Below are 25,516 nucleotides of genomic sequence, written 5' to 3' on the forward strand. Positions count from 1 at the left end.
ATTATTCCAAAGAAAGTATTAGGAGGATGAGTATTTGGATTTAATCAAACCGATTTTATCGCACGCAAGTAGAATGCCAAATCAAAAAGCATTAGTATTTGGGGATTACACGTACACCTATAAAGAATTAAACGATGAAATTAATCGATATAGTAACGGGTTCATTAATCAAGGTTTAAAAAAAGGCGATAAAGTCAGTCTGTTTTTGAAAAATTCCCATTGGTTTGTCATTTGTGCGTATGCCGTTATGAAAGCAGGCGGTGTCATTGTTCCAATTAACTTTCGTTTAACGGCTAAAGAACTTAATTATATTGTGGAGCAATCTGATTCAATCGCTATTATTACAGATGTGGATCAAACAGAATTAGTTAAGAACGCCATTGCCGATATTACTGCAACACCGGTCATATACAGTGTTGGGGATGCTGAAGCAGGAATTGTCTCTATAAAAGATATCTATACTTCACAAACCGAAAATCCGGATTTGCCAATTACTGCTGAAGATGCTGCGCAAATTTTGTATACATCAGGGACAACAGGCAAGCCAAAAGGGGCACTGCTTACACATGGTAACGTCACAAATTTAAATAGTGCGCAAACGGTCATGATGAAATTAAACCATGATGACGTTTATTTATTAGTTGCGCCAGCATTCCATTCGGCAGGATTGAATATGGTTCTTACATCTTGCTTCTTTGCCGGTGCAACAGTTGTCATGATGCGCGACTTCCATCCTGTAGAATCGCTAAAGGTGATAGAACAGCATAAAGTAACGCTATTCTTCGGTGTACCTGCTATGTACAACGCCTTTTTCATGGTTCCAAAAGGTTCGTATGATTTATCAACAGTTCGGGGTTATGTGTACGGAGCGGCACCGATGTCACCAAGTATGATTGAAAAAGCTGTAGAGTATTTAGGTTCAGACCAGTTCTATAATGCCTGTGGTTTAACGGAAGGTGGACCTGGAGGGGTTTATTTAACGCCTGAAGAACATAAGACAAAGCTTGGTGCGAGTGGAAAAGCAATGACTTTTCTGGACGTTCGTGTAGTAAATGGTTATATGGAAGATGTATTGCCTGGTGAAGTGGGAGAATTCATTATGCGCGGAGAATCAGTTATGAAAGAATACTATAAAAAACCGGAGGAAACAGCGCAAACATTTCGAGATGGTTGGCTTTTAACGGGTGATTTGGCGACGATAGATGACGAAGGGTATATTACACTTGTAGACCGAAAGAAGGACATGATTATCTCAGGCGGTGAAAATGTTTATTCGGTTGAAGTGGAACAAATCTTAAACGGTTACCCTGGAATTGTAGAATGTGCAATTATCGGTTTACCTGACCCGAAATGGGGCGAGGTAGTAACAGCTGTGATCGTTAAAAAGGAAGAGATTGAGATAGATGAAGAAGATATTATAGCCTATTGCCGCAGTCATTTAGCAGGTTATAAACTGCCGCGTCATTTTATATATGTAGAATCTTTACCTCGAAATGTATCAGGGAAAATATTAAAATATCAATTACGAGAAAACTGGAAAGAAAAAATAATCACTTAACAGTGCCATAATATAGAGTGCATATGGATTGTACCCCAATTGTTAGGAACATTTGACAATTGAGGTACAGTTTTTTTTGTAATGTTTAATATGATAAATTACTAAATTGTTTAATGCATTAATAGGTTAAATTAAGTAAAATAATAAAGAATAATATTTTAAATTAGAAATATTGCGAAACAATAGGTGATGATATGAGTGTTAATAAAAAAATATCAAATATTAGGGAGGAAATTAGCGATTTTTTCATTTCCTCTTTTGATTCAAAAAAAATCAAGGAATCTAACATTGTATACAAAATGCTGGATGATATTTTAAATGCTATGAATGAATCAACAAATATAACGATTACAGATTATGACGGCACAATACTTTATGTGAATAGTAATTTTTGCCGACTTTCAAAATTTGAAAAGGAAGAAATTATAGGACAAAACCATCGAATAGTCAATTCTGGATTTCATTCTGAAGAGTTTTTCATTCAACTATGGGAAACGATTAGGAGCGGTTATACTTGGCGCGGTGAAATTCAACATAGAGCAAAGGATGGCACTGTTTTCTGGGTATTTGAAATCATTGTGCCAATCCTTGATGAGGAAGGGCAGCCGTATTATTTCGTTAGTTTTCAAACGGATGTCACAGAAAATAAACAGATGGAATCACAGTTTAAACTGAATTTTATTCGGACATTTCAAAACCTTCAAAATGGTATTTTTAAAGTAAGAAAAGAACAGGATGGTACGTTGAAATATATCCTGTCAGAAGGAAAACTGATGGCTGAAATTGGCGCGGGTGCAGAGCTGATTTTATCCAAATCACCTTTTGATGTATTTGACCAAGACATTGCAAAAATAAAAGAAAAAATGTATACAAAAGCGCTCAAAGGTAAGAAAGTACAGTATGAGATAGAGTTAGGCGGCAAACTTATTTTCGTCGATATCGAACCCATCCGACATAACGGGGAAGTAACAGAAATCGTTGGAACGGTTCACGATTTTTCTCAATTTAGAGAGGTTCAAAAGCAATTAAAAGTAAATGAAGAACGATACCAGTCTTTAATTAATTACAGTCATGAATATATTACAATGCTGGATAAAGAAGGTACCATTGTACATATGAATGCGAAAACATTGGAACTACTCGGAATAGAGGAAACTGTGTTTGGAAAAATGAGTATTATCGATGTTACTGTTGAAGAAGAACGCCCAGTTATTGCAGCCTACTTAGCAAAGGCATTACAAGGAGAAGTTCAATTTTTTGAGTTTGAAGTTAAGAATAACGGGCAACGAAGATTTTTAAATGTAACATTAGTACCAATGGTTATGGATAATGAAATAGACGTAATCTATTCAATCGGGAAAGATATTACAGAAGAAAAACTTGTGCAAGAACGCAATGCATTTTTAGCCCATCATGATGAATTAACAGGTTTACCAAATCGTCGATGGATGGAACAAAAAATTCAGGATTCTTTAAAACAGGCAGAAGAAAATAAAAAGAAAATGGCGATATTGTCTTTAGATTTGGACCGATTTAAATCGATTAATGATACGTTAGGGCATGCTGTAGGTGATGGATTATTACAGCAAATCGCAGTAAGATTGAACACCAATCCTTATAAAGATAAGTATCATGTAGCCCGAATGGGTGGCGATGAATTAATGCTTCTCTGCCCGAACTTTGAAACGAGAGATGAAGTAATTGAAATCGCCCAAAACATATTAGAAAGCTTAAAATATCCTTTTTATGTGCAAGAATCTGAATTACTTTTAACCGCGAGTATTGGAATTGACTTTTATCCTTCCAATGATGCCAATGTAACTGAATTGATGAAAAGGGTGGGTGTTGCACTTTACAAGGCGAAAGAGTTTGGTCGAAATATGTATCAAATTTATGATTCATCGATGAACCAGGCGAATTACCAGTCATTCGTGATGGAGCGAGATTTAAGGAAAGCAATTATGAACGAAGAATTTGTTGCCTATCTCCAACCGAGAGTAGATGCATTAACAGGGAAAATAGTGAGTGCAGAAGCCCTTGTACGATGGAATCATCCTGAACATGGTTTAATTTCGCCAGGACTATTCATTCCGATTGCTGAAGAAACAGGATTAATAATAGCAATCGGAAAATGGATGAAGAAAAGAGTCTGTGAACAATTAGTTGCATGGAGAAATGCCGGGCTGCCGCTTGTTCCGATAAGTGTAAATATTAGTTCTAAGCGATTTTTACAGCAAGGGTTTGCTGAAGAAATCAGTGAATTATTAGAACAATACAAGTTAGAAGGCAAATGGTTAGAAATCGAAATTACCGAAAATTCGATCATGCTCAATGAAGAAAATGTTCAGAAAACACTGTTGGATTTAAAAGAAATGGGCGTTAAAATTTATATCGATGACTTTGGAACGGGTTATTCATCATTCAACTATTTGAAGATATTTAAAATAGATGGGGTTAAGATAGATCAATCGTTTATCCGAGATATTTCCTACAATCCAGAAAACGCCACTATTACATCGGCCATGATAAAAATGGCGCAACTATTAAAGTTAGAAGTGATCGCTGAAGGTGTTGAAACAAAAGAAGAATTAGATTTCCTTCTAGGAGAAAATTGCCGATATATTCAAGGCTTTTACTTTGGCAAACCATGTCCGATTGAAGAATTTGAGAATTCGTTTATTAAGTGAAGTAATCCTTAACATTATCTGCCAGTATTTTTTGCTTTTATATGCCTATGCTAGCTTAAAAGGAGCAATCTTATGGCAAAGAAGAATCGAAATAAAATTCTTGTACCCGAAGCTAAACAAGAGCTGGATCTATTAAAAGCGAAAGTAACCGGTTCTAGCAGCCCTGAAGTGACAGCGCTAGAGGTAGCTAAGGAATTAGGTATCCCTCTAAAAGAAGGATATAACGGCAAACTTACTTCTTTTGAAGCTGGTAAAGTAGGCGGGAAAATTGGTGGTAGCATGGTTAAGGAGCTTATTAAAATGGCACAAGAAAGTTTAAAAAAAGAACAATAAATTAAAAAGTGCTGCAAATTCCTTAGTATTAAGGGTTTGCAGCACTTTTCTTTATTAGAAGACGATTTCATTTTAAGTACTCAACTAATCTGCATTTTACTACAACAATGAAATCCATGTCATGTGCATAACAAATATCCCAGTATATAAGAACATGACGAAAGTAAGAACTACTCGCCAAACATTCGTTAATCTTGTAGGGAAATTTGATTTCCACAGTAACAACATGGCACCAGATAAGGCGACTTTTATTCCGAGGATTGTTAAGGGCGAAAACGAACTCATCAGCGGGTTCGCTTCTTCAATCCATTCATTACTGAGTCCCCAAGCCGTACAAATGCCATCAATTAGATTTAATAATAAAATAACCAACAACATACGTTTGATATTGAACAAGTTTTTCATAATCACTCATTGCTCGAATAGCAAGCTCTCCTTGTCTACGTTCTTCTAAATCTCTCCAACTTTAGATAAGCATTTACCAAAGTGATTATTTTTATACTGTTTATATAACTGGAGTGAAAGGGGAGGGGTATATGAGGAAGTATATAAAGTTAATGAACAATACGAGTTTTATACATTATATTAATTGGCTACATTTTAAGAGCGGATTAGGGACCGTCTAAGATACTGCTGAATATCATTTCTTTTGGATTAAAATATTACGTAAAATTGGTAATATAAATTCCGTGAGGTAGTATATATAACCTAAATAATTAATGGATTATTTAAAAAGTATACATAAGTGAGAAAATATACACAGAAATAACTGAGAGAAAAGTCATATAGTAGGCTATAATTTAAAAATAGGAATATTAAGAAAAAGATAGTAATCGAGAGGAACTAACGTCACATGAAAGTAAACAGTATAGAAGCACATACAATCAAAGCAATGATAGGTAATACTATTGCAGAAAAGAAAAACAATCAAAAAGTAGAAGTACCTGTATCCGATCAAAGAGTAGTGGCAGCAAAAGAGGTAGCAATGAGTTCAGAAATATTGGATCTTGTTAATAACACTCATGCGGTAGAAGGGCATTTACAAAAATGGCGAGGTAGTGTTCGATAATACATAAGTTTAAATTACATAAACGAGCTTTGAAATAATTACATACTAAGCAGCACAATTCTTGAAAAAAGAATTGTGCTTTTGTAGATAAACGTGTTATTGGATATATGATTTTGAAAAAAAAAGATTTGCACGACCATCCAGACCCAACTTACTGCTCACCATTTTAATTCTCCAAGTGTAATTAAGGATTCAATTAATAATAATAAATACGAAGCTGTTGAAAATTCTTTTAAATTTTTAGCTGTTATATCTTCTATTTTCCTGATTCGGTACTGAAGTCCACCCATTGATAGTGATAGATCCTGCATTGTTTTTTCAAGGTGTTTCCCATTGATTAAATATCTATAGAGGGTATAGAGAAGTTCGTCATTGCCTTCTTTTAATAAGTCCTTCAGTTCCTCCATAGCTATTTGTTTAATTGTATCGAGATCTGTATTACTTAAAAAGTTACCCAATATACCAAGTTCTTCATACGTAATGATAGTTTTCTTACGCGGTAAATTAACAGCATGGTTTGCTTGTTTCACATAATGTGGGAGGTTCGTTAAAGATAAAGATTGTATGCTAATACCTATTTTATATTGTAGGGTAGGGTTATTTTTTTGAATTTGGTTAAGAACCTTTATTAACTCGTTAGTTAATAAATCAATTGGTTTTCCATTGTAAATCAGAACTACAATATCGTTTTGTATAAGCGTAAGTAACGCATCAATATAAAAGAATTTGAATGCTTGGGAGAACTGTAACAATTGATCATACGAATCAATTAGTAAATACTGATTTTTAGGGTCAACAAATTTTATTTTAAGGATATAATATGGTCCTTCAATATTGTTCGAAATATAATTAAGATGCGAAGCGAATTCATTTAGGGAAGCGTGTTGCTGATTAATTAATTGATCTAAGACGGATATTTTCAGCCGTTCAGTCGTTTCGAAACTAATTTTTTCTTTCATGAAGCAAAGAGTCGCTACAGAAGCTAACCGTTCTAAAAATAAATAATCGTTATCATCGACTGCCTGATCTTCTTTATAAATAAAAGAACAAGTGGCAAATTTTTTTTGGTCTAAGTTAATCGGGGTCGTCATTTCATAAAAGGGTCCAATTTTTTTATAAATTGTTTCATTATGCCTGTTAAGTGTTGTTTTATTTTTGGGAGACGTATTTATTCTCGCATATTCTTCTTCTGTGATGCCTCTTACCGCTACGAGTTTGTTGTGAATATTTTTGATAATGATGGGGATGTTGAGCAAGTCATATGCTGTTGACAATACATGATTTAAGCTATCTTCTTTCACAACACAATCTGTTAATTGACTGTGATAAGTTAATACTTTATTTAACGTTCTTTTTTGATGAAGTAAATTATCATAAGTTAAAGAGAGCTCCTCGAAAATTGTAGGATTTTGTTTGAGAATTTCATTGTCAGGCTCTTTTTCCATCCAATATCGTTTCGAATTGATTTCGAAGCTGCAATCAGGATAACCCATCGATTGACATTTTGTTTCGATTGCATAAACATCTTCATTGTAAATCGTTGATAAGTAGCCGCTAGCAAATCCACTAAGCGTAAAACAAGCACATTGTGAAGATAACCCAAAATGCTCGAGATGCAATTTTGCTTCAAATGAATCGAACCATTTTCCAAATACTTCTTCAAACTCCAGTGTGCCATCAGTTAACTTCGTAATTTTACCAAGTGCTTCAATACCGGATATATGACCAAGATTTCGGTGGACTTCAGAAGCAAGTGTTATTAAATCGTCGACAGATGAATAGTTGCGCATTAATTCTTCCGCTTTAGAAACACCCAAATCTCTTCCGAAATGAAATAAAAAGGAATTTGCTCTTTTTACTCCTATATTTTCGATTAAAGCCTTCCTTAATACTCCAAAACCTTGTGATGTAATAATTAAATCAGTTGATATATTTGATGTGTTAATGACCAATATCATGCTCCCCCTCTTAATTACAAAACGTCGTTAGTTATATTTTAATGGAGTCTTGAAATAGTACAATGAAAATTATCAGAAAATTTAAAAATAAAAATGAAAAATACTCTTAAATTCGTAAAAAAAAATAGTTAATCTAAAGTTAATAACGTGACGGCGTTAAAAAATTTAGGGGGTTTTAAAAGATGGGTAGTTATGAAACGAAAAAAGTGAATACGGGTAGTTTTAATAGTTTTTACTGTGAAGGTGGTGTCGGAAATAGTGAGACTATTATATTCTTACATGGCTCAGGTCCAGGCGCAAATTCCGAGTCAAACTGGAGTCGCGTCCTGAATAAATTAAGTGAAACGTATCATGTAATTGCACCCGACATGATTGGGTTTGGTAAAACAGATTTACCGGAAGACACAAAGATCACATTTTGGGAATGGACTACTGCTCGCGTAAGACAGGTACTTGAAATTATGGATTATAACAATATTGAAAAGGCTCACTTAGTAGGGAATTCAATGGGGGGAGTAGTGTCGTTAAATGCGTTGATGTATGATGAAAGCCGATTTGATAAAGTCGTTTTAATGGGAAGCGGTGGTGGAGCACCGAATAGTGGACCAACACCAGAAATTGTTCGTATGACACAATTCTTTAGAGATCCAACAATTCAGGCATTTAGAAATTTAATTACTTGGTTTATGTATGATGAGTCCGTTGTTGGCGACCAATTAGAGGAAATTGTGAAAATGCGTTATGAAAATATTATGCAACCGGAAACTCGTGAACTATATCCTACATTATTCGCAACATTACCACATGAGTTAACGATTCCACCAAGTGCACTGCGCCGCATCAAGCAACAAGTGCTATTAATTCATGGTTACGAAGATCGTTTTGTACCACACAGCTCTAGCCTATCGGTACTTGAACATCTTCCAAATGCAGAACTTGTGTTATTAAAAGAATGTGGTCATTGGGTACAAATTGAAAAGTTCGACCGTTTCATCCAGTTAGTTAATCAATTCTTTAGTCAAGCTTCAGAAGTACAATTAACTAAATAAGAGGTGAATTGATGAGGAAAAATTCATGGTTTATCTATATAGTCCTGTTGCTCGGGATATTTGTTGCTCTGGAAGCAAACGCTTTTAGTACACCAGCGATACCTTATATTAGTGCCGATTTTGGAATTAGTGTTGCAAATAGTGGTGTTTTAACTTTATTGGCTAGTGCTGCTGCAATTGCTTTGTCACCATTATTTGGTCGTTTGGGCGATCAAATAGGGAGGAAGAAAGTAATTGTTGCGGGTCTAATCATTTTTGTCCTGGCACAAACTCTTAAAGTTTTTACACCGCACGTATCATTTTATCTAATAGGGGCTTTATTTCAAGGTGTTGGTTATGCATTAATTTTCCCGAATGTTTTTGCCTATATACCTGAGTTGTTTCCAACAGAAAAAAGAGGTAAGGCCATTGGTTTATTTATGCTCTTCTCATATATTGCAACCGGCACAGGAGGCGCAATTTCAGGGGCTCTAATCGAAACATGGGGCTGGCGATCGGTATATGCTGTAAGCGCATTCTTATCATTGATCGGTTTACTTCTCATAAGTTTATTTGTACCAAAGAGTGAAAGAGGTAAAAAATCTGAGCTTGATTATAAAGGTGTAACTATCTTTATGACGGCTATTACACTGCTTGTTGGCCTTCCTTTAATTTATACAAATTTTGGCGTGAGTTGGCTAATTGGAGGAGCCGTCACATTTGTAATTGTGCTTTTGGTATTCCTGCAAATGCAAAAGAAAGAAAAAAATCCTACGGTCGATTTAAAATTACTCAAAATGAAGGGCGTCTATATTCCTTCAATTTTGATTGCAGTACAAAATTTTATGATGTTAAGCATATTAATGTCGTTAACATTCTTGGCAGCAGATAACCCGAATGTTTCTGCACTGCAGGTAGGGATGATTACAACTGTATTATTTACAACAGCTATGGTAATATCCCCTCTCATAGGTTACTTATTGGATCGTTTTAATCCAATATACCTTGTATATCTATCAATTATCTCTGGGTTTATTGGTATTGTTCTTTATTTACGTGTCGATATGACCTCTTCATTAATGACAATTTTAACAGTAATGGCTTTTGTTGGTATATGTTCAAGCCTGTTAAATGCTTCGTTAATGAAAATCGTTATCAACTATACACCAGAAGATAAGAAAGGTGTCAGTACAGGTACATTCACACTATTTAAAGATCTGGGATTACCAATTGGTTCAACGTTAGGATTAACAATCTACGGGTTATCAACTTCCCGCGGATTTGATAGTGCTATTACAGCATCTGCAACAGAATTGGGATTGAATGCCGAGCAAACGGTACAGTTAATCGAAGCAAAAACTACAGGTGAAATTCCAATGGCATTGGATACTATTTTAGCGCAGGCAAATGTTCAATTCACTGAGCTGCTGTCAACAGCGAACATGGAAAGTGTAGCTGCCGGTATTCAAACATTAGGCATTATTAACCTTGCATTATTTATTGTCATTGCATTAATTAGTCTTGGTTTATTGAAACTAAAACCAATGTCGGTTGAAGTACCTGAGTTAAATGTACAGCAGAACACGGTTTTAGAGGAAGTATAGGAATTTATGAAAGCGCTATCAGTAAATATATAGAAATATAAATTAACGGGAGGAATTCGATGAAATTCAACTATGCACCAGAAATTGCAAAGCTAGGTCATGTAGCACTAGTGTCTACAGATTTAGAAAAATCGTTATGGTTTTTTAAAGATATTGTAGGTTTAGAAGAAACTGTTGAAGTGGATGGTGTTCATTACTTAAGAGCTTGGGGTGATTTCGAACACCACACATTATCTATTACAGCTGGTGAGGAATCTTGTATAGATCATATCGGCTGGAAGGCAAAAAGAAAAGAAGATGTAAACAACTTCGCCATTCTTTTAAGAGAGGCAGGGGTCGAAGTAGAAGAAGTAGCAGCAGGAACTGAAACAGGTCAAGGTGATGCAATCCGTTTTCAACTTCCAAGTGGTCACAATTTCGAAATTTACTTTGAGATGGAGAAGCCGGAACCAGAGTTACATCGAAAGGCCGTGTTGAAAAATCAAACATACAAAGCTTGGGCACGAGGTATTTCTCCACGTCGTATCGATCATGTGAATTTAGCTACGTCCATGGACTCAAAAATTGTAACTGATTTCTTGGCAGAAAAGCTTGGATTTAAAATGCGCGAGTATCTGGTATCACCTGATGATAAGCAAATTTCAGGCTGGATGAGTGTAACACCCTTAGTGCATGACGTTGCTGTTATGTCAACACCTGGAGCAAAAACACCCCATGAACTGCATCACTTGTCATATTGGTTAGATAATTCGCAAGATGTTTTACGAGCGGCAGATATATTGTGTGAGCATGAAATTAAATTTGTTGGACCTGGCAAACACGGTATTTCCCAAGCAATGTATATTTATGTAAAAGATCCGGGGAGCGGTGTACGTCTGGAAATATTCTCTAATGGCTATCTGATTTTCGAGCCGGATTGGGAGCCGGTTAAATGGTCATTTGATGAAATGGCAGTTGGCTTCACATACTGGGGCGAACAGTCGGGCTTATCAAATCCGAAAGATGACGAATCTACATTGACAGCTGGTCGTTTATTAACAAGTGTGGAATAAGTAACTACTCCTATACTATTATTAATCATCAATAATCCTGGCAGGTATATCAAGTTGGAATTCGGACAACTCCCTCTTGTAATTTGAAAAGTAAATTTAGAGAGAAGGATAAGGGTTTCAACTAAAATTGAGCAAAGGAGTAATGAATATGAATGTAGAAATTCAAAGTAAGGATATTCGTCAAACTTTAATTGAAAGTGCTAAAAGAATAGGGGAAGCGGCTGAAGCTGAGGCACTGCAAGCTGATTGTAACGCAACTATTTCAGAAACTATTATTAATCTAATTCGTGAAGAGGAAATTTCCAAATTAATTTTACCAAAACGTCATGGCGGTCCTCAAATTGATTTCACAACTTTTGCAGATATGGTGAAGGAAGTGGGATACTATAATTTATCGGCTGCATGGATTACTTATTTCTTTTCGTTACACAATGCATGGGTAGCTTATTTACCTGAACATCGTCAAAAAGAAATTGTACAGTCTGGAGGTCTACTTGCGGACATATTTGCCCCAATCGGTCAAATCGAAAAAGTGGAAGGTGGATATCTCGTTAGCGGGAAATATAATTTCGTAAGTGGCATTAAATATGCGGGTTGGGTTGGCGTTGGAGCTTTATTACAAAAAGAAGGCTCGACTGAAAAAACAATGGCCGGCTTTGTAATAAATACTAAGGATATCCAAATTATTGAAAACTGGGATTCAATGGGGTTAAGAGGTTCCGGTAGTCATACGATTATTGTCGACAAGGTTTTTGTACCAGAAGATTTAGTTATTGATTTACAAGAGATGGGTCATAAACGCGAACCGGATTTTGAAGATTATGATGAAGATTATTTATATTATAACGCACCGTTCCATCCGGCATTCTTCGTTGGGTTCCCTGCAATGTCTATTGGTGCCGCAGAACGTGCTTTAGATGAATTTAAAAAAGCTTCACAAGGTCGTGTCAGAATGTCAGGGGAAAATGAAGGAGCCAGTCCACGAAGCCAACGAGTTTTAGCGACTCTGATGGTTAAGCTGCATTCAGCGAAAAGCTTAATGAAAACATACATTGAGATGCTTGAATCGGACAGATATGTGCATCCAAGTGAATTTAAAGCGATTCGTGCAGAAATTATTCAAATTTGTATTGATATCTCCATTAAATGTACCTTAACTTTAGGTGCCTTTGCTCTAATTAAAGGACATCCGGTTGAAATGATTACACGTGACTTAATTGCAATTGGGACACATGTTACATCGCTATATGAAGATGCTATTGATGTATATGGAAAACATTTATTTGATTATCCAACAAAAGTATTGGGATAGCGTAAAAGCATCAATCATTTCCATGAAGTCGATAAAAAATACGCTAGGAAGTAAGTTGTAGATATACTCAATGAGCTCTCTGAGTATGTTTACAACTTATCTATTTTTCTAATACGTCAATAAGGAATGATGCTATGACGAATAGTAATTATAAACCGATCCTCTATTTACTAATGTTTAATATGTTTATTACAATGGGTGGCATCGGCATGATTGTTCCTGTAATGCCTGCTTATTTAGAAGTATTTGGCGCACGGGGTCAGATTTATGGTTTTTTAATAGCCACATTTTCTTTATCACAGTTTATTTTTTCTCCTATTATTGGGAATTATTCAGATCGCTATAGTCGCAAAAATATTATTATTACAGGGCTCATTATTTACGGCATAGCACAAGTATTATTTGGTTATACGGACGAGCTCTGGGTTTTATTTGTTTCACGGTTTATGAGCGGTATCGGTGCGGCTTTCATCATGCCAACGATTTTAGCATATGTGGGGGATATAACTCCTCTAGAAGATCGGGGAAAAGGGATGAGCTTGGTTGGTGCTGCAATTAGTTTAGGCTTTACAATTGGCCCGGGAATTGGCGGTGGCTTAGCAGAAATTAACTTAGACTTACCGTTTTATTTCGCAGGGATGATTGCATTTATTACAGCGATTTTAACATTCTACATGCTGCCACAGCAAAAGGAAAGGGTTTCATCTCTAACGCAAAGCCCACGAGATAATATATTTAAACAAATGATACTTTCAGTAAAACTACCGTATTTTGTGTTTTTGGTTGTTGTGTTCACATTTAGTTTTGGAATTGCTAACATTCAAGCGACAATGTCCCTTTTCTTGAATGATAAATTTAATTATTCACCGTTTTTAATTTCAACGATTCTAGTCGTTAGTGGGGTCGCTGGTGTAATTATTCAGTTGTTTATTATCAATAAGCTTTTTGCACGTTTTGGTGAAGTCAAAATTATTATGGTTAATTTAATGTTAGCTGCAGTGACGTTATATTTGTTGATTTATGTAAGTGGATATTTCATCATTTTAACTGTTGCCAGTTTAAATGCTATTGCTGCTACGTTGATTCGTCCAGCTGTGAACACCATAATAAGTAAAATGGCAGGGGATGGACAAGGATTTGCTGCAGGGGTAAATAATGCTTATATGAGTTTAGGAAATATGATTGGTCCAATATGTGCAGGTATTTTATATGATTGGAAAATGGAAGCCCCGTATATCTTTGGAACGTTCATTTTATTAAGTTGTTTTGCATTAACTTATATTTGGTCGTTAAAAAAATCAAATACAACAGAGCCGGCCGTTGACTCTCTCTAATATGAATTAAAATAATGAATCGAATAAGAAGTACTAAAAAGGCCCAATGTAATAATGAACGCCCGATTGAAAGGTAAGCAATCGTTACCTACAAATGCAAATACGATGTTTGTTGGCTCTGACGCAAACTGCTTAATTTTTAATCCAGAACAGGCGTTTACATAAGCAAACGTATCAGATGCAGTAACAGAGGACGATACAGATTTTATTAATGCCCTCTACGAAGGGAATTTAGTGAATAAAAGAAAGAATTAATTGTTTGAATGAGAAAAATATCGGGCAACTAACGTATAAGTTAACAAATTCAAACAAAAAGGAGCATTCATTATGACACAAACTTCGTATAACAATTTATCGACAACAACAGAAAATGATAATAATGGTAAGCTTTTAAGAGGAATGGTAATCGGGGCAGTTATTGGTGGTGCGCTTTCAATGCTTGACTCAAATACAAGAAATAAAGTAACTGAGACAACCAAAAATATGAAGGATTCGACAATGGATATGTACAGCCAAGTTAAAAACAATCCTTCAGAAGTAAAGGATGACTTGCAAGAGCGACTGAAATCCGCTTCTTCCGTTTTGAAGGACGCTATAAGCGATGCTCAAAATCTTTATGAAAAAGTAAACGAGAATATTATTCTCCCAGTTACTATGGTAAAGGACGAGTCTAGTGAAATTCTTTCACATGCCAAAGAAGCTACAACGGAGTTAAAAGACATCGGTGGGAAAGTGAAAGAAGCCGGCGAAGAAGTGAAGGGTGGCAGTAATGGGTAAAGCCAAGGTGCTTAGCTTCCGTGAAATTTTAAATGATTAACGTAAAATTAATTTAGATTTTGAATTCATTTAGTATAAAATCGAAAATATTCTCAAAACAAAAATCTCGCATTTTTAGGAATTATAAAAATGCGAGATTTTATGTTAGCAAAAGTCTGAATCCCTTATTTCTCTGTTAAAAATACCGGATTTGTAAAAGCTTTATGCTTAAAGATTTGATAAATATAAATGAAAGAAACTAGGACTGTAAAGCTTAAACCAATGACGACACCTGTTTCATAAGCAAGCGCAAATCCTTCTGGCGCTACCATTAAGTATACAAATACGACAGAGGTCATGAATAGGGCTGGTAAACCTGCAATCCAGTGGAACTTGCCTGATTTCAATAAATACGATGTTGCAACCCATAGCATAACTGTTGCAACCATTTGATTCGTCATCCCTACATAACGCCATAAGAATTGATAATCAATTGTTGATAGGAAAAATGCGGGTGCTGCAACTGCAACTGTTGCTAAAATTGGTGTTGTACTATTTTTTGAAAAACGAGAGCCTAAAAAGTCTAACACAATCATGCGTGCTGAACGTAATGAAGTATCACCTGTTGTAATTGGTAAAATTACAATCCCCAATATTGCTAAAATACTACCAAATGTACCAAGTAATGCAATTGAAATTTCGTCTACTACACCACCTGCACCAATTTCGGAGATTTTTGGTAATAATCCTTCTGTACCGCCATAGAAACTCATACCAGCCGCACACCAAATTAATGCGATGACACCTTCACCAATCATGGCACCGTAGAAGACTTTACGACCTTCCGATTCTTTCTTGATTGTTCTTGAAATTATCGGGCTTTGTGTAGAGTGGAAGCCAGAGATTGCGCCACAAGAAATCGTGATCATTAATAATGGCCAAACCGGTAAATCATTCGGATGCATATTAGTTAAAGATACTTCAGGAATCGCAATACCTGAAGTGAGTAGTGATACTAATACCGCACCAGCCATAATGATTAAAACTGCACCAAATATTGGATAAATACGACCGATAATTTGATTGATCGGTAAAATTGCTGCTAATAAGAAGTAGATGAAAATCGCAATAAGTGCTGTCATAAATGTAATTCCTAATTTTGACGAAAGAACAGCAGCTGGTCCAGCAGTAAAGGCAGCTGCTACTAAAACCATTAATACTACTGAAACGATATCAGTGAAGACACGCATTACTTTACCTAAATAACGTTGAACAAGTGCCGGGAATTGTGCGCCTCCATGACGTAATGATAACATCCCTGCAAAATAGTCATGAACGGCACCGGCAAAAATACAACCAAATACGATCCAAATCATGGCAACGGGTCCATACAGTGCACCTGCAATGGCACCGTAAATAGGTCCAAGCCCTGCGATATTTAATAATTGAATCATCCAGCCCTTCCAGGCAGGCATGGGCATATAATCTAAATTATCCGCTTTTGTATAAGCTGGGGTCGGCGTTGCATCATTAACAATAAACACCTTTTCAATAAACTTTCCATATATGATATACCCTACAATTAATAGAGTAATCGAACCAAGAAGTGTATACATATATCTTCCTCCAATATTTCTGATAACTCAAATTATAGTAATGGAAGACTACGTTTGTAAACACAATATTTAGAAAATTCAGTATAAGTATTGATTAAAAGTGTAAATATGCAAATAAAATATAGATAAACAAACATTATGTAGTGAAAACTGTTATATAAAAATATAATAAAAATTAAATAATTTTGGATAGAGATTTATAAATATTCGTAATAAATTGATAAAAATGGAAATAATCTTTTGGATTTCCAGTAAAAATGGAAAATTCGCTAATACCTCTCTGAAAATGGCTGTGCATGCTTATCATATCCTCATCCATCACCATTAATAAAATCAACCCCATATTTCGTTGATGTTCCATACCCTGCATACGCAAAATTGCAGAAGAAATTGGTGATGAAGCTAAGACTGTAGGGAAAGTCAAAGAAGCAGGCGAAGAAGTGAAGGGTAGCAGTAATGGGTTAAGCCAGGGTGCTTAAAATTAAATGTCCCATATCAGATCCTGAAAGCACAGGGCACAGATAAGTAAATAGACAAAAATAAGAGCATTAACCATTTGGGGATTAATGCTCTTTTCTATTGAAATACTTTTATTCAGGAATATAAGGTAATTCTAAGTCATTTGGCAGGTTGATGACATGAGTTTCTGTATAAGATTTGATGCCATCTAATCCGTATTCGCGACCTACGCCTGATTGTTTAACTCCGCCAAATGGGAAACGAACATCTAACCCTTGAATTGCGGCAGTGTTAATCATCGTTGTACCTGCTTCAATACGACGAGCCACTTTTATAGCATGTTCTTCTTCGCCCCAAACAGAACTTGTTAAACCGTATATGCTTTCATTGTGTAATTGAATAACTTGTTCTTCATCGTCATATGGAAGGATTGGAACAGTAGGGCCAAATTGTTCTTCCACTACTACACGGTCATGAACATCTGCACCTAACACGAGTGTCGGTTGTAAGAAGTAACCGTTATCCATTAATTCAGGGTTTAGAATTGTTCCTAATGGAATAATTTTTGCCCCTTTATTTTTGGCATCTTCCACTAAACTTTTTACATATTCTACTTGGTTTTTGTTATTTACTGGACCGACTGTAACATCTGGATGGAATGGGTCGCCTACTTTAATCCATTTGTTCGCGGCTTCTATATATTTTTCAACAAACGCATCGTAAATTGAACGGTGGACATAGACACGTTTTGCAATCATACAAATTTGACCAGCTGTTAGGAAGTTGGCAATAACCATTCTTCGTAATGCACGTTCATCGTTAACATCAAAGTCATTTAATACGATTGCTGCATCATTACCGCCAAGTTCCAGGGTCATTTTTTTAATCGTTTCAGATGCTGCTTTGATAATATGTTTAGCAGTATTTGTACCACCTGTAAAAGCGATTTTCGCAACTTTCGGGTTAGATGTAAGTTCAATTCCAACTTCTGCATCTCCGTTAACTAAGTTCAGTACACCTGCAGGGAATTCGTCAGCAATGATTTCGGCTACACGACTTACCGCTAAAGGAGCGAATGGACTTGGTTTTAATACCATTGTATTACCTGTTAACAAAGCAGGAGCGATTTTGATTGTTGAAAGAGAAATCGGGTAGTTCCAAGGCGTGATCGCTGATACAACACCGATTGGGTCATGTGTAATAATTGTTCGACCAGTTTCATGTTTGCTGTCCTCGGGAGCTGTCACTTTTTTCACATTATCAACGGCAAATTCCATCCACATAAGTGAAACAGCAATTTCTCCTTGGGCATCATATAACGCTTTCCCATGTTCGCGAGATAATAACTCAGCGATTTCAGGTGTTGCGTCTTTTATTTTCTGAATGGCACGTTGCATTCTTGCGATACGATCTTCCACATCACTCCAAGCCCAATTTTTAAAGGCTTTATATGCCGCGTCGATTGCCTGGATTGTTTCCTCTCTCGTATTATTTGGAGCGTAACCAACAATTTGCTCAGGGTGTGTTGGATTTTCACGCGTAATTTTTTTATCTGTTTGTATTTTTTCGCCATTAATAATAGCGTTAACTGTTATTGGTGCTTTATTCATATTAAACCCCTCCGAATAGTGAGATTAAGTTACAATAACTATATTATTCCTGTTTAAGTCATTCTTCAAGATAGTTGCTCATACTAGAAATTACCTTAATTAATATCAACTCCAATTGTCGTATCAAAATTTTACAAGAAAGTATTAAGCGAATTCATTCTACTCAACACTCACTCTTTTTATACAATTATAGGGTTTTAGGAATGACCAACTTATTACCTTATTAGAAGTGCTTTCATCATCTCAATAGCACATAAATCCACTTTTTTGTGGAAGGCTATTTTCATGTGGAGGTGAAGAAATGGGAAAAAAAGCGTCGGGTGCTAACGATGAAAAAGCAAATCTTACTTGGTGGCAGTTATCGCTTATTGGGGTAGGTTGTACGATTGGTACAGGCTTTTTCCTTGCGTCAAGTATAGCGATTAAAATGACAGGTCCTTCTGTTATTCTAGCCTTTATAATGGCAGCTACTGCTACGTATATTGTTTTTGAGGCTCTTGCTAAAATGATTGCATCTGATCCACAGAAAGGATCTTTTCGTACCTATGCGAAAAAAGCATACGGACGTTGGGCGGGTTTTAGCAGCGGTTGGGTTTACTGGTGTTCAGAAATGTTAATTATTGGTAGCCAACTTACCGCAATTTCATTATTAACTAAGTTTTGGTTTCCTAATATTAAATTGTGGATATTCGCAGCAATTTATGCGGTTCTCGGTCTCATTGTTCTATTTATAGGAGCGAAAGCATTTGGGAAATTGGAAAGCGTATTTGCTGTGATGAAAATTGCAGCTATTTTTATGTTTATAATCATTGCAATATTAGCGCTGACAGGAGTAATTGGTGGAAAGTCAACTCCTGACATCCCGCAATCCGTGAATGAATTTTTCCCGAAAGGCTTCATCGGGTTTTGGAGCGCTCTTATATTTGCGTTTTATGCCCATGGCGGAATCGAAGTAATGAGTATAATGGCGATTCATCTTAAAAATAAAGAGGATGCCCCTAAATCGGGTAAAGTGATGCTGGGGCTGCTTGGAATTATTTATGTAACGGCACTTATATTAGCTCTATTACTGAAGCCGTATGATAAGTTCAAGGAGAGCAAGAGTCCGTTTGTTGAGGCTTTATCAGGTGCCCATAATATTGAATTTTTCCCTCATGTATTTATAGCAGCTATTATTATTGCCGGGTTTTCAACCATGTCTGCATCCTTGTTCTCAGTTACGACAATACTTGTGACAATATCAGAGGACGGAGACGCTCCTAAAATCTTCAGTAAACAGAAGAAAAAGAAGCTCAAAATGCCATTGCCTGCAATTGCTTTAACAACTTTGGGGCTTGTACTTTCTATCATTACGTCTTTATTACTGCCGGACAAAGTATACGAATATATAACGACTGCAGCGGCATTAATGCTACTTTATAACTGGCTCTTTATTTTATTCATATACCCGAGGTTGGTTGAGACGACTACCTTCGATAAAGTGAAAAGAATTATTGGAATATTACTAATCAGTTCAGCGGTTAGCGGAACACTATTCCATCAGACAAGTCGTCCAGGATTTTTTATCAGTTTAGTATTTCTCGCAGTAATAGGGAGTATCGTCTTATTTATGCGAAAACGATGGAAGAAGGAAGAACCTCAAAATAATGCGTTATAAGCCTGAATCCCAAAGTAAATACCGAACCCAATCATTGCAAACGATGAGATGATGGAAATGATGTTTATAAACCCGGTAGATAATAATTTACGGGCTCCACTGGAGATAGCGGCCATTATCGTATCCCACAACATGATTCCAATGATGACGGCAAGGCTATTAATAATTATTTGATTTTCCGTACTGACTTTGTTTGTTTCTGCAAGAACTGAGCCATAGATTCCAAGCCAAAAAAGGATAGTGAGCGGATTCAATAATGACATGAGAAAGCCTGTTAATAATGACTGTCTAAGACGAGTAGTTTTTTTGTTGGATTTTAAAGCTAACTCAATTTTATGCAGAGAAAGTAAATTCTCTATCCCGGTATATGTAAGTACAAAACAGCCAAATGACCAAAGAAATACTTTTACTGGGGAATATTCAATCACTTGGCCAATTCCGAAATAAACCAATATCATGTACAAAATATCGGCGGTTAAAGCGCCGATGCCAAAAATAAGTGCATGAAAAAACCCGTTTTTTATCCCTGTATCAAGCTGCGCTGCGTTGACAGGACCGATAGGCGCAGCTAAAGATACACCTAAAAAAATGTAAGCAGCTATTGAGTTCAATAAACGTCCTCCTTAAAATGATGTCTGTGCATCTTATTCAGATAGAGGGACTCGTACAACTATAAAAATAATTTTTATTTCAATAATTAAACAGCCCTTTACCAGTGGGGAGGTAAAGGGCTGCTTAGTTAATATATATATGTTGGGGGATCGTTATAATAATACAATCTCCACTAAAGGGAGTCCGTATTATTACTTATTCTTGTTATTATTTTTGTTATTCTTATTGAAGTTATTGTTGTTATTATTGTTGCGATTAATTTGATTTTGATTATTTAAATTTTCGAAGTTGAAATCTTCACCGAATTCAAATTCATTATTATTGTTGTTGTTGTTGTTATTTCGCTGACGTTTAATATTAAGTTTATTATTTTCCATAGCTGTTCACCTCCTTAACAAAAGTTAGAATGGCTTAAACAGCGATGAAAAATACTCAATTATTCGATTGAAAGTTTTTCCTCCAGATGGATAAATTCAATAATTAACGCATACAAACAAGTGTTCTTGTATAGGATAGAAATAGCGGTATATCCATCAATCAGTAAAGCGAGTGGTCTATATGCATAAAGAATTCATGAAACTTAGCGATGACATTCACCGGTACATTGTACTGGAATTATTTTTAAAAACACTCGAGCGTGATAGAGATTGCATTTCCGAATTAAAAATGAGGGACGTACTGGAAGAGTGGTACGATTCCAAAATAAATGAAACCTTTCATGAATTTAAAAAGTTAAGGGACTTTTTATATAAGAAAGGATGTAAAATTAAAAAGCAAAAATCTGATGATTATATGACCTACTATTTTATATTGTTTAGGGGATATGATGAAACAAGAAGTTATGGAAACATTGCTTTACGCAACTGGGTGAGCGAAGAGATGAAACGTATATTAGGAATGAAGTACCTGACACCGGCAGATAGAAAGTAAAGTCCCCAAGCTAAAAACCTTAATGATATGATTCGTCAAGAAATCATAAGCTCGAAATATCCTGAGTAGGGGTCCAGTATTTTCATTCGAAAACCACACTAATTGTTCATGAAATTGAAAACCCATCCAGGTACACAAATGTACCGAGATGGGTTTGATTTGTTTAATGCCAAATAGCGCGTATGCCTTCTGCGGTAGATTGCTGGAATGTTTGCTGTAATTTTTCTTGTAGCGCATCCTTCGATAAACTGTTAATTTGCTTGCGCGCAGCTAAAACCGATGGGGCACTCATTGAAAATTCATCGAGACCAAGTGCTACAAGTAAAGGAATCGCGGCAAAGTCTCCGGCCATTTCACCGCACATGCCAACCCATTTCCCCTGTGCATGGGCGCTATCAATTACAAGTTTCACAAGCGTGACAATTGCAGGGTGGAATGGTTCATATAAATGTGAAATGGTTTCATTCATTCGATCAGCTGCCAATGTGTATTGGATTAAGTCATTTGTGCCGATTGAGAAGAAGTCAACTTCTTTAGCAAAAACAGGTGATAAAATTGCTGCACTCGGAATTTCAACCATGATGCCGATTTCGAAGTCACTTACTTCTACATCCTGTTCAATTAATGCTTCTTTTTCCTCATCCAGCCACTGCCTAGCTTGTCGGAATTCATCGATCGACGAAATCATCGGAAACATAATTTTTAAGTTACCAAAGCTACTCGCACGTAGTAATGCTCGAAGCTGTGTACGGAATAGTTCTTCGTTTGCGAAGCATAAACGAATTGCACGTAAGCCTAAAAATGGATTGTCCTCTTTTGGCATATTTAAATAAGGGATCGCTTTGTCGCCACCGATATCAAGTGTGCGTACCACGACTGGGCGTTCACCCATAACAGTTAAAACATCACGATAAATTTCGAACTGTTCTTGTTCAGTAGGCGCAGTGTCTCGCTCTAAATACAGAAATTCTGTTCGAAATAAGCCAACGCCTTCTGCACCTTGCTCAAGTGCTTTCTTAGCATCGTCTAAGCTCCCAATATTTGCAGCAAGTTCGACATGATGCCCATCTTTCGTTACTGTATTTTCGTGCAATAAAGCCTGTAAACCTTGGCGTTTTTCAAGTTGTGCTTTGCTAAGCGCCTCATAATGTTCAAGTTGCTCGGCCGTTGGGTTAATGAAAATTTCCCCTGTCTCACCATTCATAATCGCGATATCACCATTTTGCACTTCAGACATGATGCCAGTAGCACCGACGATAGCCGGGATTTGCAATGAGCGTGCGAAAATGGCAGAGTGCGAAGTTTTACCACCCTTTTCCGTGATAAATCCACGTGTGAATTCTGCATTCAATTTTGCTGTATCTGAAGGTGTTAGATCATGGGCCACTAATATAGTGGGTTCTATATAATCGGAAACGCTTTCATTTGTACCTGTAACTTTACGCATTAATCGTTGAGAAACGTCGTTTACATCCGCTGCACGTTCCTTCATATACTCATCATCAAGTGCTAAGAAAAGCGCCATAAATTGATTTTGAACCGCTTCAATCGCCTGTGTAGCACCGCTTCCCTCTTGAATAAGTGCTTCAATCGCACCAATATATTCAGGGTCCTGTAATACAAGTAAATGTGCACCGAAAACTTCTGCCTCAGATGCTCCTAAACGTTCAGCTGTTTGGGCTTCAAGCTGCTGTAAATCGATTTTTGAATCGTCTATTGCTTGCGTTAGCTTAGCTAACTCCTGATCAGTTGTGCCAATTTCTGTTTGGTCAAGTATTGCAACAGACTCAAATTTTACGATTTTTGCAATCGAAATTCCACTTGCAGCGGCAATTCCTTGGATTTTCATTAAATCAGTCCTTGCTCTGTTAAAATTGCGTCTAATTGTTGTAGAGCTACTTCTTCATCAGAACCAGTTGCTGTAATTGTAATATTTCCGCCTGCTGGTACGCCAAGTGACATAACGCCTAAAATTGATTTTAAGTTCACGTTTTTCTCACCGTATTGTAAGTAAATTTCAGAAGAGAAACCGGATGCAACCTTTACCAACGCACTAGCTGGACGTGCGTGTAAACCTTCGTTGCTTTTGATTGTAAATGTTTTTTGTGACATAATAAAAACCTCCATATTTGAATGAATTTGATTGTTTTGTTGGTATAACATTAACAATTTGAACGTTTGTGAATGATATGTGATTGATTTTACAGAATTTTTCGTTTAAAATCAACTTAAAACCAATAAAAACTCCATATTTTACATTTTTATGGTGTTTAGTGAGAAGGTGAATACGATTATTTTTACAGAACGTCAACAGCAAATTTTAGCTTATTTGCGGCAATATGGTACAGCTACCTTACAACAACTTGTTGATTTTACTCATTCATCGGAATCATCAATACGTCGTGACTTAACTGAGCTTGATAAGAAGCAATTCATTGATCGTTTTCACGGGGGAGCTACTTTGCGAAACCCGATGCTGGGTGAAAAAAGCTTACTTGAAAAGTCTGTTGAATCGCTAGCTGAAAAACAGCAAATTATGCAGCTTGCAGCACAGCATGTTCGTTACGGTGAATGTATTTATTTAGATGCAGGTTCTACGATATTACATCTTATACCTCATATCGCGAATAAACAGGTTAAAGTTGTGACTAATGGTTTAATGCATGTGCCACTTTTAATCGAACAAAATATTGAAACCGTTATCATTGGCGGTCAGGTGAAGGCGAAAACGCAAGCTATCATTGGATCTAAGGCAATTTCTCAGCTTCAGGAATATTATTTTGACCGGGCCTTTATTGGGGCTAATGGCTTTTCAGAGGTGCAAGGCTATACAACAGCAGACTTAGAGGAAGCGACACTAAAGCAACTTGCGATAAAGCAGTCAAAGCAGGCATATGTTGTTGCCGATCGTTCGAAATTTGGACTTAGTCAATTTGTGAAATTCGGCGATTTACATGAAGCAATTTTAATTACAGCAGGATTAACAGATGCAGAATACGAGCAAATCGATAGAAAAACGGAGGTGTTGCGCGCATGATTTATACTTGTACGTTTGCACCAGCGATTGATTACACGCCTTATGTCGATCATTTCGAAACAGGGAAATTAAATCGGACAGCTGAAGTGAATTATTTACCGGGCGGCAAGGGTATTAACGTTGCACGCGTATTAAGCAGACTTCAAACAGAAGTAACGGCATTCGGTTATGTTGGTGGTTTTACAGGTGCTTACTTAAAGCAAATTTTGCAGGAGCAGAACATCAGGACCGATTTCATAGAGACAAATGAAATTACGCGTATCAATGTGAAAATTAAATCGGATGTAGAGACCGAGCTTAATGGTCCTTCACCGATAATTACAAGTGATATGTATGCGCAATTATTGAAGAAGGTAGAGTTATTAGAAGAAAATGACTGGTTTGTCCTGTCAGGCACAGTACCAGCTGGTTTTGATTTAACAGCGTTACTCAATATACTTTCTAGCAAAGGTATCCAGCTTGTTGCAGATATTGCAGGTCAGGTGTTGCATGAAATCGTCCCGTATCGACCTGTATTGGTGAAGCCAAATTTAGAAGAGCTTGGCGACCTTTTTAATACTACTTTATTAACGGTAGACGAAGCGATTCCTTATGCGAAGCAGCTCATTGAATTAGGTGTACACCATGTCATCGTATCACTTGGGGGCGATGGAGCTTTATTTGTTAGTGCCGAGGATGTGTATTATGCAGTTGCACCAAGGGGCAAGGTTGTAAATACTGTAGGTGCGGGTGATTCAGTCGTAGCGGCTACAATCGCGATGTATTGTAAAACGGGGGACTGGCAGCAGGCGTTCAGGCATGGCGTTGCAGCGGGGAGTGCAACAGCCTTTCAACTAGATTTATGCAAGCAGCAGGATGTCTTAGCTCTAGTAAAACAGGTGATTGTTAAAAAACTTTAGGGGGA

At 36.6% G+C, this 25,516-nt stretch carries 22 protein-coding genes; 14 read left to right on the plus strand and 8 right to left on the minus strand.

Annotation, left to right across the window (positions count from 1 at the left end):
- Positions 1-34: 34 nt before the first annotated feature.
- The 3 genes from ACQKN3_RS03795 (at position 35) to ACQKN3_RS03805 (ending at position 4,578) form a co-directional block, all read left to right on the plus strand.
- Complete coding sequence (locus ACQKN3_RS03795) at positions 35-1,558, plus strand: class I adenylate-forming enzyme family protein (RefSeq protein ID WP_427709498.1); 1,524 nt, start codon at positions 35-37, stop codon at positions 1,556-1,558.
- Positions 1,559-1,881: 323 nt separating this feature from the next.
- Positions 1,882-4,245 carry an EAL domain-containing protein gene (locus ACQKN3_RS03800; RefSeq protein ID WP_427709500.1) on the plus strand — a complete coding sequence of 788 codons (2,364 nt, stop codon included), beginning with the start codon at positions 1,882-1,884 and terminating at the stop codon, positions 4,243-4,245.
- Positions 4,246-4,317: 72 nt separating this feature from the next.
- A complete protein-coding gene (locus tag ACQKN3_RS03805; RefSeq protein ID WP_427709502.1) occupies positions 4,318-4,578 on the plus strand; it encodes a small, acid-soluble spore protein, alpha/beta type in 261 nt (86 codons plus the stop codon).
- A gap of 99 nt (positions 4,579-4,677) precedes the next feature.
- Here ACQKN3_RS03805 and ACQKN3_RS03810 read toward each other — a convergent pair whose 3' ends face one another.
- Positions 4,678-4,983, minus strand: a complete 306-nt coding sequence (locus tag ACQKN3_RS03810; protein WP_353056552.1) for a DUF5658 family protein — start codon at positions 4,981-4,983, stop codon at positions 4,678-4,680.
- Between the two features lie 448 nt (positions 4,984-5,431).
- On the opposite strand from ACQKN3_RS03810, the gene ACQKN3_RS03815 reads away from it, so the two are divergent.
- On the plus strand, positions 5,432-5,647 hold the full coding sequence (locus ACQKN3_RS03815; protein ID WP_427709504.1) for a hypothetical protein: 216 nt from the start codon (positions 5,432-5,434) through the stop codon (positions 5,645-5,647).
- 158 nt (positions 5,648-5,805) lie between these two features.
- Here ACQKN3_RS03815 and ACQKN3_RS03820 read toward each other — a convergent pair whose 3' ends face one another.
- Complete coding sequence (locus ACQKN3_RS03820) at positions 5,806-7,599, minus strand: V4R domain-containing protein (protein WP_427709506.1); 1,794 nt, start codon at positions 7,597-7,599, stop codon at positions 5,806-5,808.
- 188 nt (positions 7,600-7,787) lie between these two features.
- Between ACQKN3_RS03820 and ACQKN3_RS03825 the strand changes: the two genes are divergently transcribed.
- The 6 genes from ACQKN3_RS03825 to ACQKN3_RS03850 all read left to right on the plus strand — a co-directional run bounded on the left by ACQKN3_RS03825 (position 7,788) and on the right by ACQKN3_RS03850 (position 14,712).
- Positions 7,788-8,654, plus strand: a complete 867-nt coding sequence (locus tag ACQKN3_RS03825) for an alpha/beta fold hydrolase (protein ID WP_251687467.1) — start codon at positions 7,788-7,790, stop codon at positions 8,652-8,654.
- 11 nt (positions 8,655-8,665) lie between these two features.
- Positions 8,666-10,237, plus strand: a complete 1,572-nt coding sequence (locus tag ACQKN3_RS03830) for an MFS transporter (protein WP_427709509.1) — start codon at positions 8,666-8,668, stop codon at positions 10,235-10,237.
- Positions 10,238-10,296: 59 nt separating this feature from the next.
- Positions 10,297-11,289: a VOC family protein gene (locus tag ACQKN3_RS03835; RefSeq protein ID WP_427709511.1), complete on the plus strand. Its 993-nt coding sequence runs from the start codon at positions 10,297-10,299 to the stop codon at positions 11,287-11,289.
- Positions 11,290-11,437: 148 nt separating this feature from the next.
- Entirely contained in the window at positions 11,438-12,601 is a 1,164-nt protein-coding gene (locus ACQKN3_RS03840; protein ID WP_427709513.1) for an acyl-CoA dehydrogenase family protein, read from the plus strand.
- A gap of 134 nt (positions 12,602-12,735) precedes the next feature.
- The gene (locus ACQKN3_RS03845; RefSeq protein WP_251687475.1) at positions 12,736-13,935 is read left to right on the plus strand and encodes an MFS transporter; all 1,200 of its coding nucleotides are present in this window, start codon (positions 12,736-12,738) and stop codon (positions 13,933-13,935) included.
- A 327-nt stretch (positions 13,936-14,262) separates the two neighbouring features.
- Positions 14,263-14,712, plus strand: a complete 450-nt coding sequence (locus tag ACQKN3_RS03850; protein WP_427709515.1) for a YtxH domain-containing protein — start codon at positions 14,263-14,265, stop codon at positions 14,710-14,712.
- 164 nt (positions 14,713-14,876) lie between these two features.
- On the opposite strand, the gene ACQKN3_RS03855 is transcribed toward ACQKN3_RS03850, so the two are convergent.
- Positions 14,877-16,307: a carbon starvation CstA family protein gene (locus tag ACQKN3_RS03855; RefSeq protein ID WP_427709517.1), complete on the minus strand. Its 1,431-nt coding sequence runs from the start codon at positions 16,305-16,307 to the stop codon at positions 14,877-14,879.
- Between the two features lie 590 nt (positions 16,308-16,897).
- On the minus strand, positions 16,898-18,376 hold the full coding sequence (locus tag ACQKN3_RS03860) for an aldehyde dehydrogenase family protein (protein ID WP_427709519.1): 1,479 nt from the start codon (positions 18,374-18,376) through the stop codon (positions 16,898-16,900).
- Positions 18,377-18,677: 301 nt separating this feature from the next.
- Here ACQKN3_RS03860 and ACQKN3_RS03865 point away from each other — a divergent pair, with 301 nt between their 5' ends.
- On the plus strand, positions 18,678-20,033 hold the full coding sequence (locus ACQKN3_RS03865) for an amino acid permease (protein ID WP_427709521.1): 1,356 nt from the start codon (positions 18,678-18,680) through the stop codon (positions 20,031-20,033).
- Here the strand turns inward: ACQKN3_RS03865 and ACQKN3_RS03870 are convergent.
- Together ACQKN3_RS03870 and ACQKN3_RS03875 are read right to left on the minus strand one after the other, a co-directional pair.
- A complete protein-coding gene (locus ACQKN3_RS03870) occupies positions 20,015-20,644 on the minus strand; it encodes a LysE family transporter (RefSeq protein ID WP_427709523.1) in 630 nt (209 codons plus the stop codon). The two genes, ACQKN3_RS03865 and ACQKN3_RS03870, sit on opposite strands and share 19 nt — an antisense overlap.
- A gap of 192 nt (positions 20,645-20,836) precedes the next feature.
- Positions 20,837-21,022 (minus strand): histidinol-phosphatase, encoded by a 186-nt coding sequence (locus ACQKN3_RS03875; protein ID WP_427709525.1) that lies wholly within the window; start codon positions 21,020-21,022, stop codon positions 20,837-20,839.
- A 181-nt stretch (positions 21,023-21,203) separates the two neighbouring features.
- Here ACQKN3_RS03875 and ACQKN3_RS03880 point away from each other — a divergent pair, with 181 nt between their 5' ends.
- Positions 21,204-21,575, plus strand: a complete 372-nt coding sequence (locus ACQKN3_RS03880) for a hypothetical protein (RefSeq protein ID WP_427709527.1) — start codon at positions 21,204-21,206, stop codon at positions 21,573-21,575.
- 163 nt (positions 21,576-21,738) lie between these two features.
- Here ACQKN3_RS03880 and ptsP read toward each other — a convergent pair whose 3' ends face one another.
- Positions 21,739-23,424: a phosphoenolpyruvate--protein phosphotransferase gene (gene ptsP, locus ACQKN3_RS03885; RefSeq protein WP_427709529.1), complete on the minus strand. Its 1,686-nt coding sequence runs from the start codon at positions 23,422-23,424 to the stop codon at positions 21,739-21,741.
- Entirely contained in the window at positions 23,424-23,687 is a 264-nt protein-coding gene (locus ACQKN3_RS03890) for an HPr family phosphocarrier protein (protein ID WP_251687480.1), read from the minus strand. The genes ptsP and ACQKN3_RS03890 overlap by 1 nt, the downstream gene beginning before the upstream one ends.
- 169 nt (positions 23,688-23,856) lie before the next feature.
- Here ACQKN3_RS03890 and ACQKN3_RS03895 point away from each other — a divergent pair, with 169 nt between their 5' ends.
- Both ACQKN3_RS03895 and pfkB read left to right on the plus strand, forming a co-directional pair.
- Positions 23,857-24,612: a DeoR/GlpR family DNA-binding transcription regulator gene (locus ACQKN3_RS03895; protein WP_427709531.1), complete on the plus strand. Its 756-nt coding sequence runs from the start codon at positions 23,857-23,859 to the stop codon at positions 24,610-24,612.
- A complete protein-coding gene (gene pfkB, locus ACQKN3_RS03900) occupies positions 24,609-25,511 on the plus strand; it encodes a 1-phosphofructokinase (protein ID WP_427709533.1) in 903 nt (300 codons plus the stop codon). The genes ACQKN3_RS03895 and pfkB overlap by 4 nt, the downstream gene beginning before the upstream one ends.
- Positions 25,512-25,516 lie beyond the last annotated feature (5 nt).

This window comes from Solibacillus sp. NPDC093137, from assembly GCF_050280445.1.
In the GTDB taxonomy this organism is placed as follows: domain Bacteria; phylum Bacillota; class Bacilli; order Bacillales_A; family Planococcaceae; genus Solibacillus; species Solibacillus isronensis_B.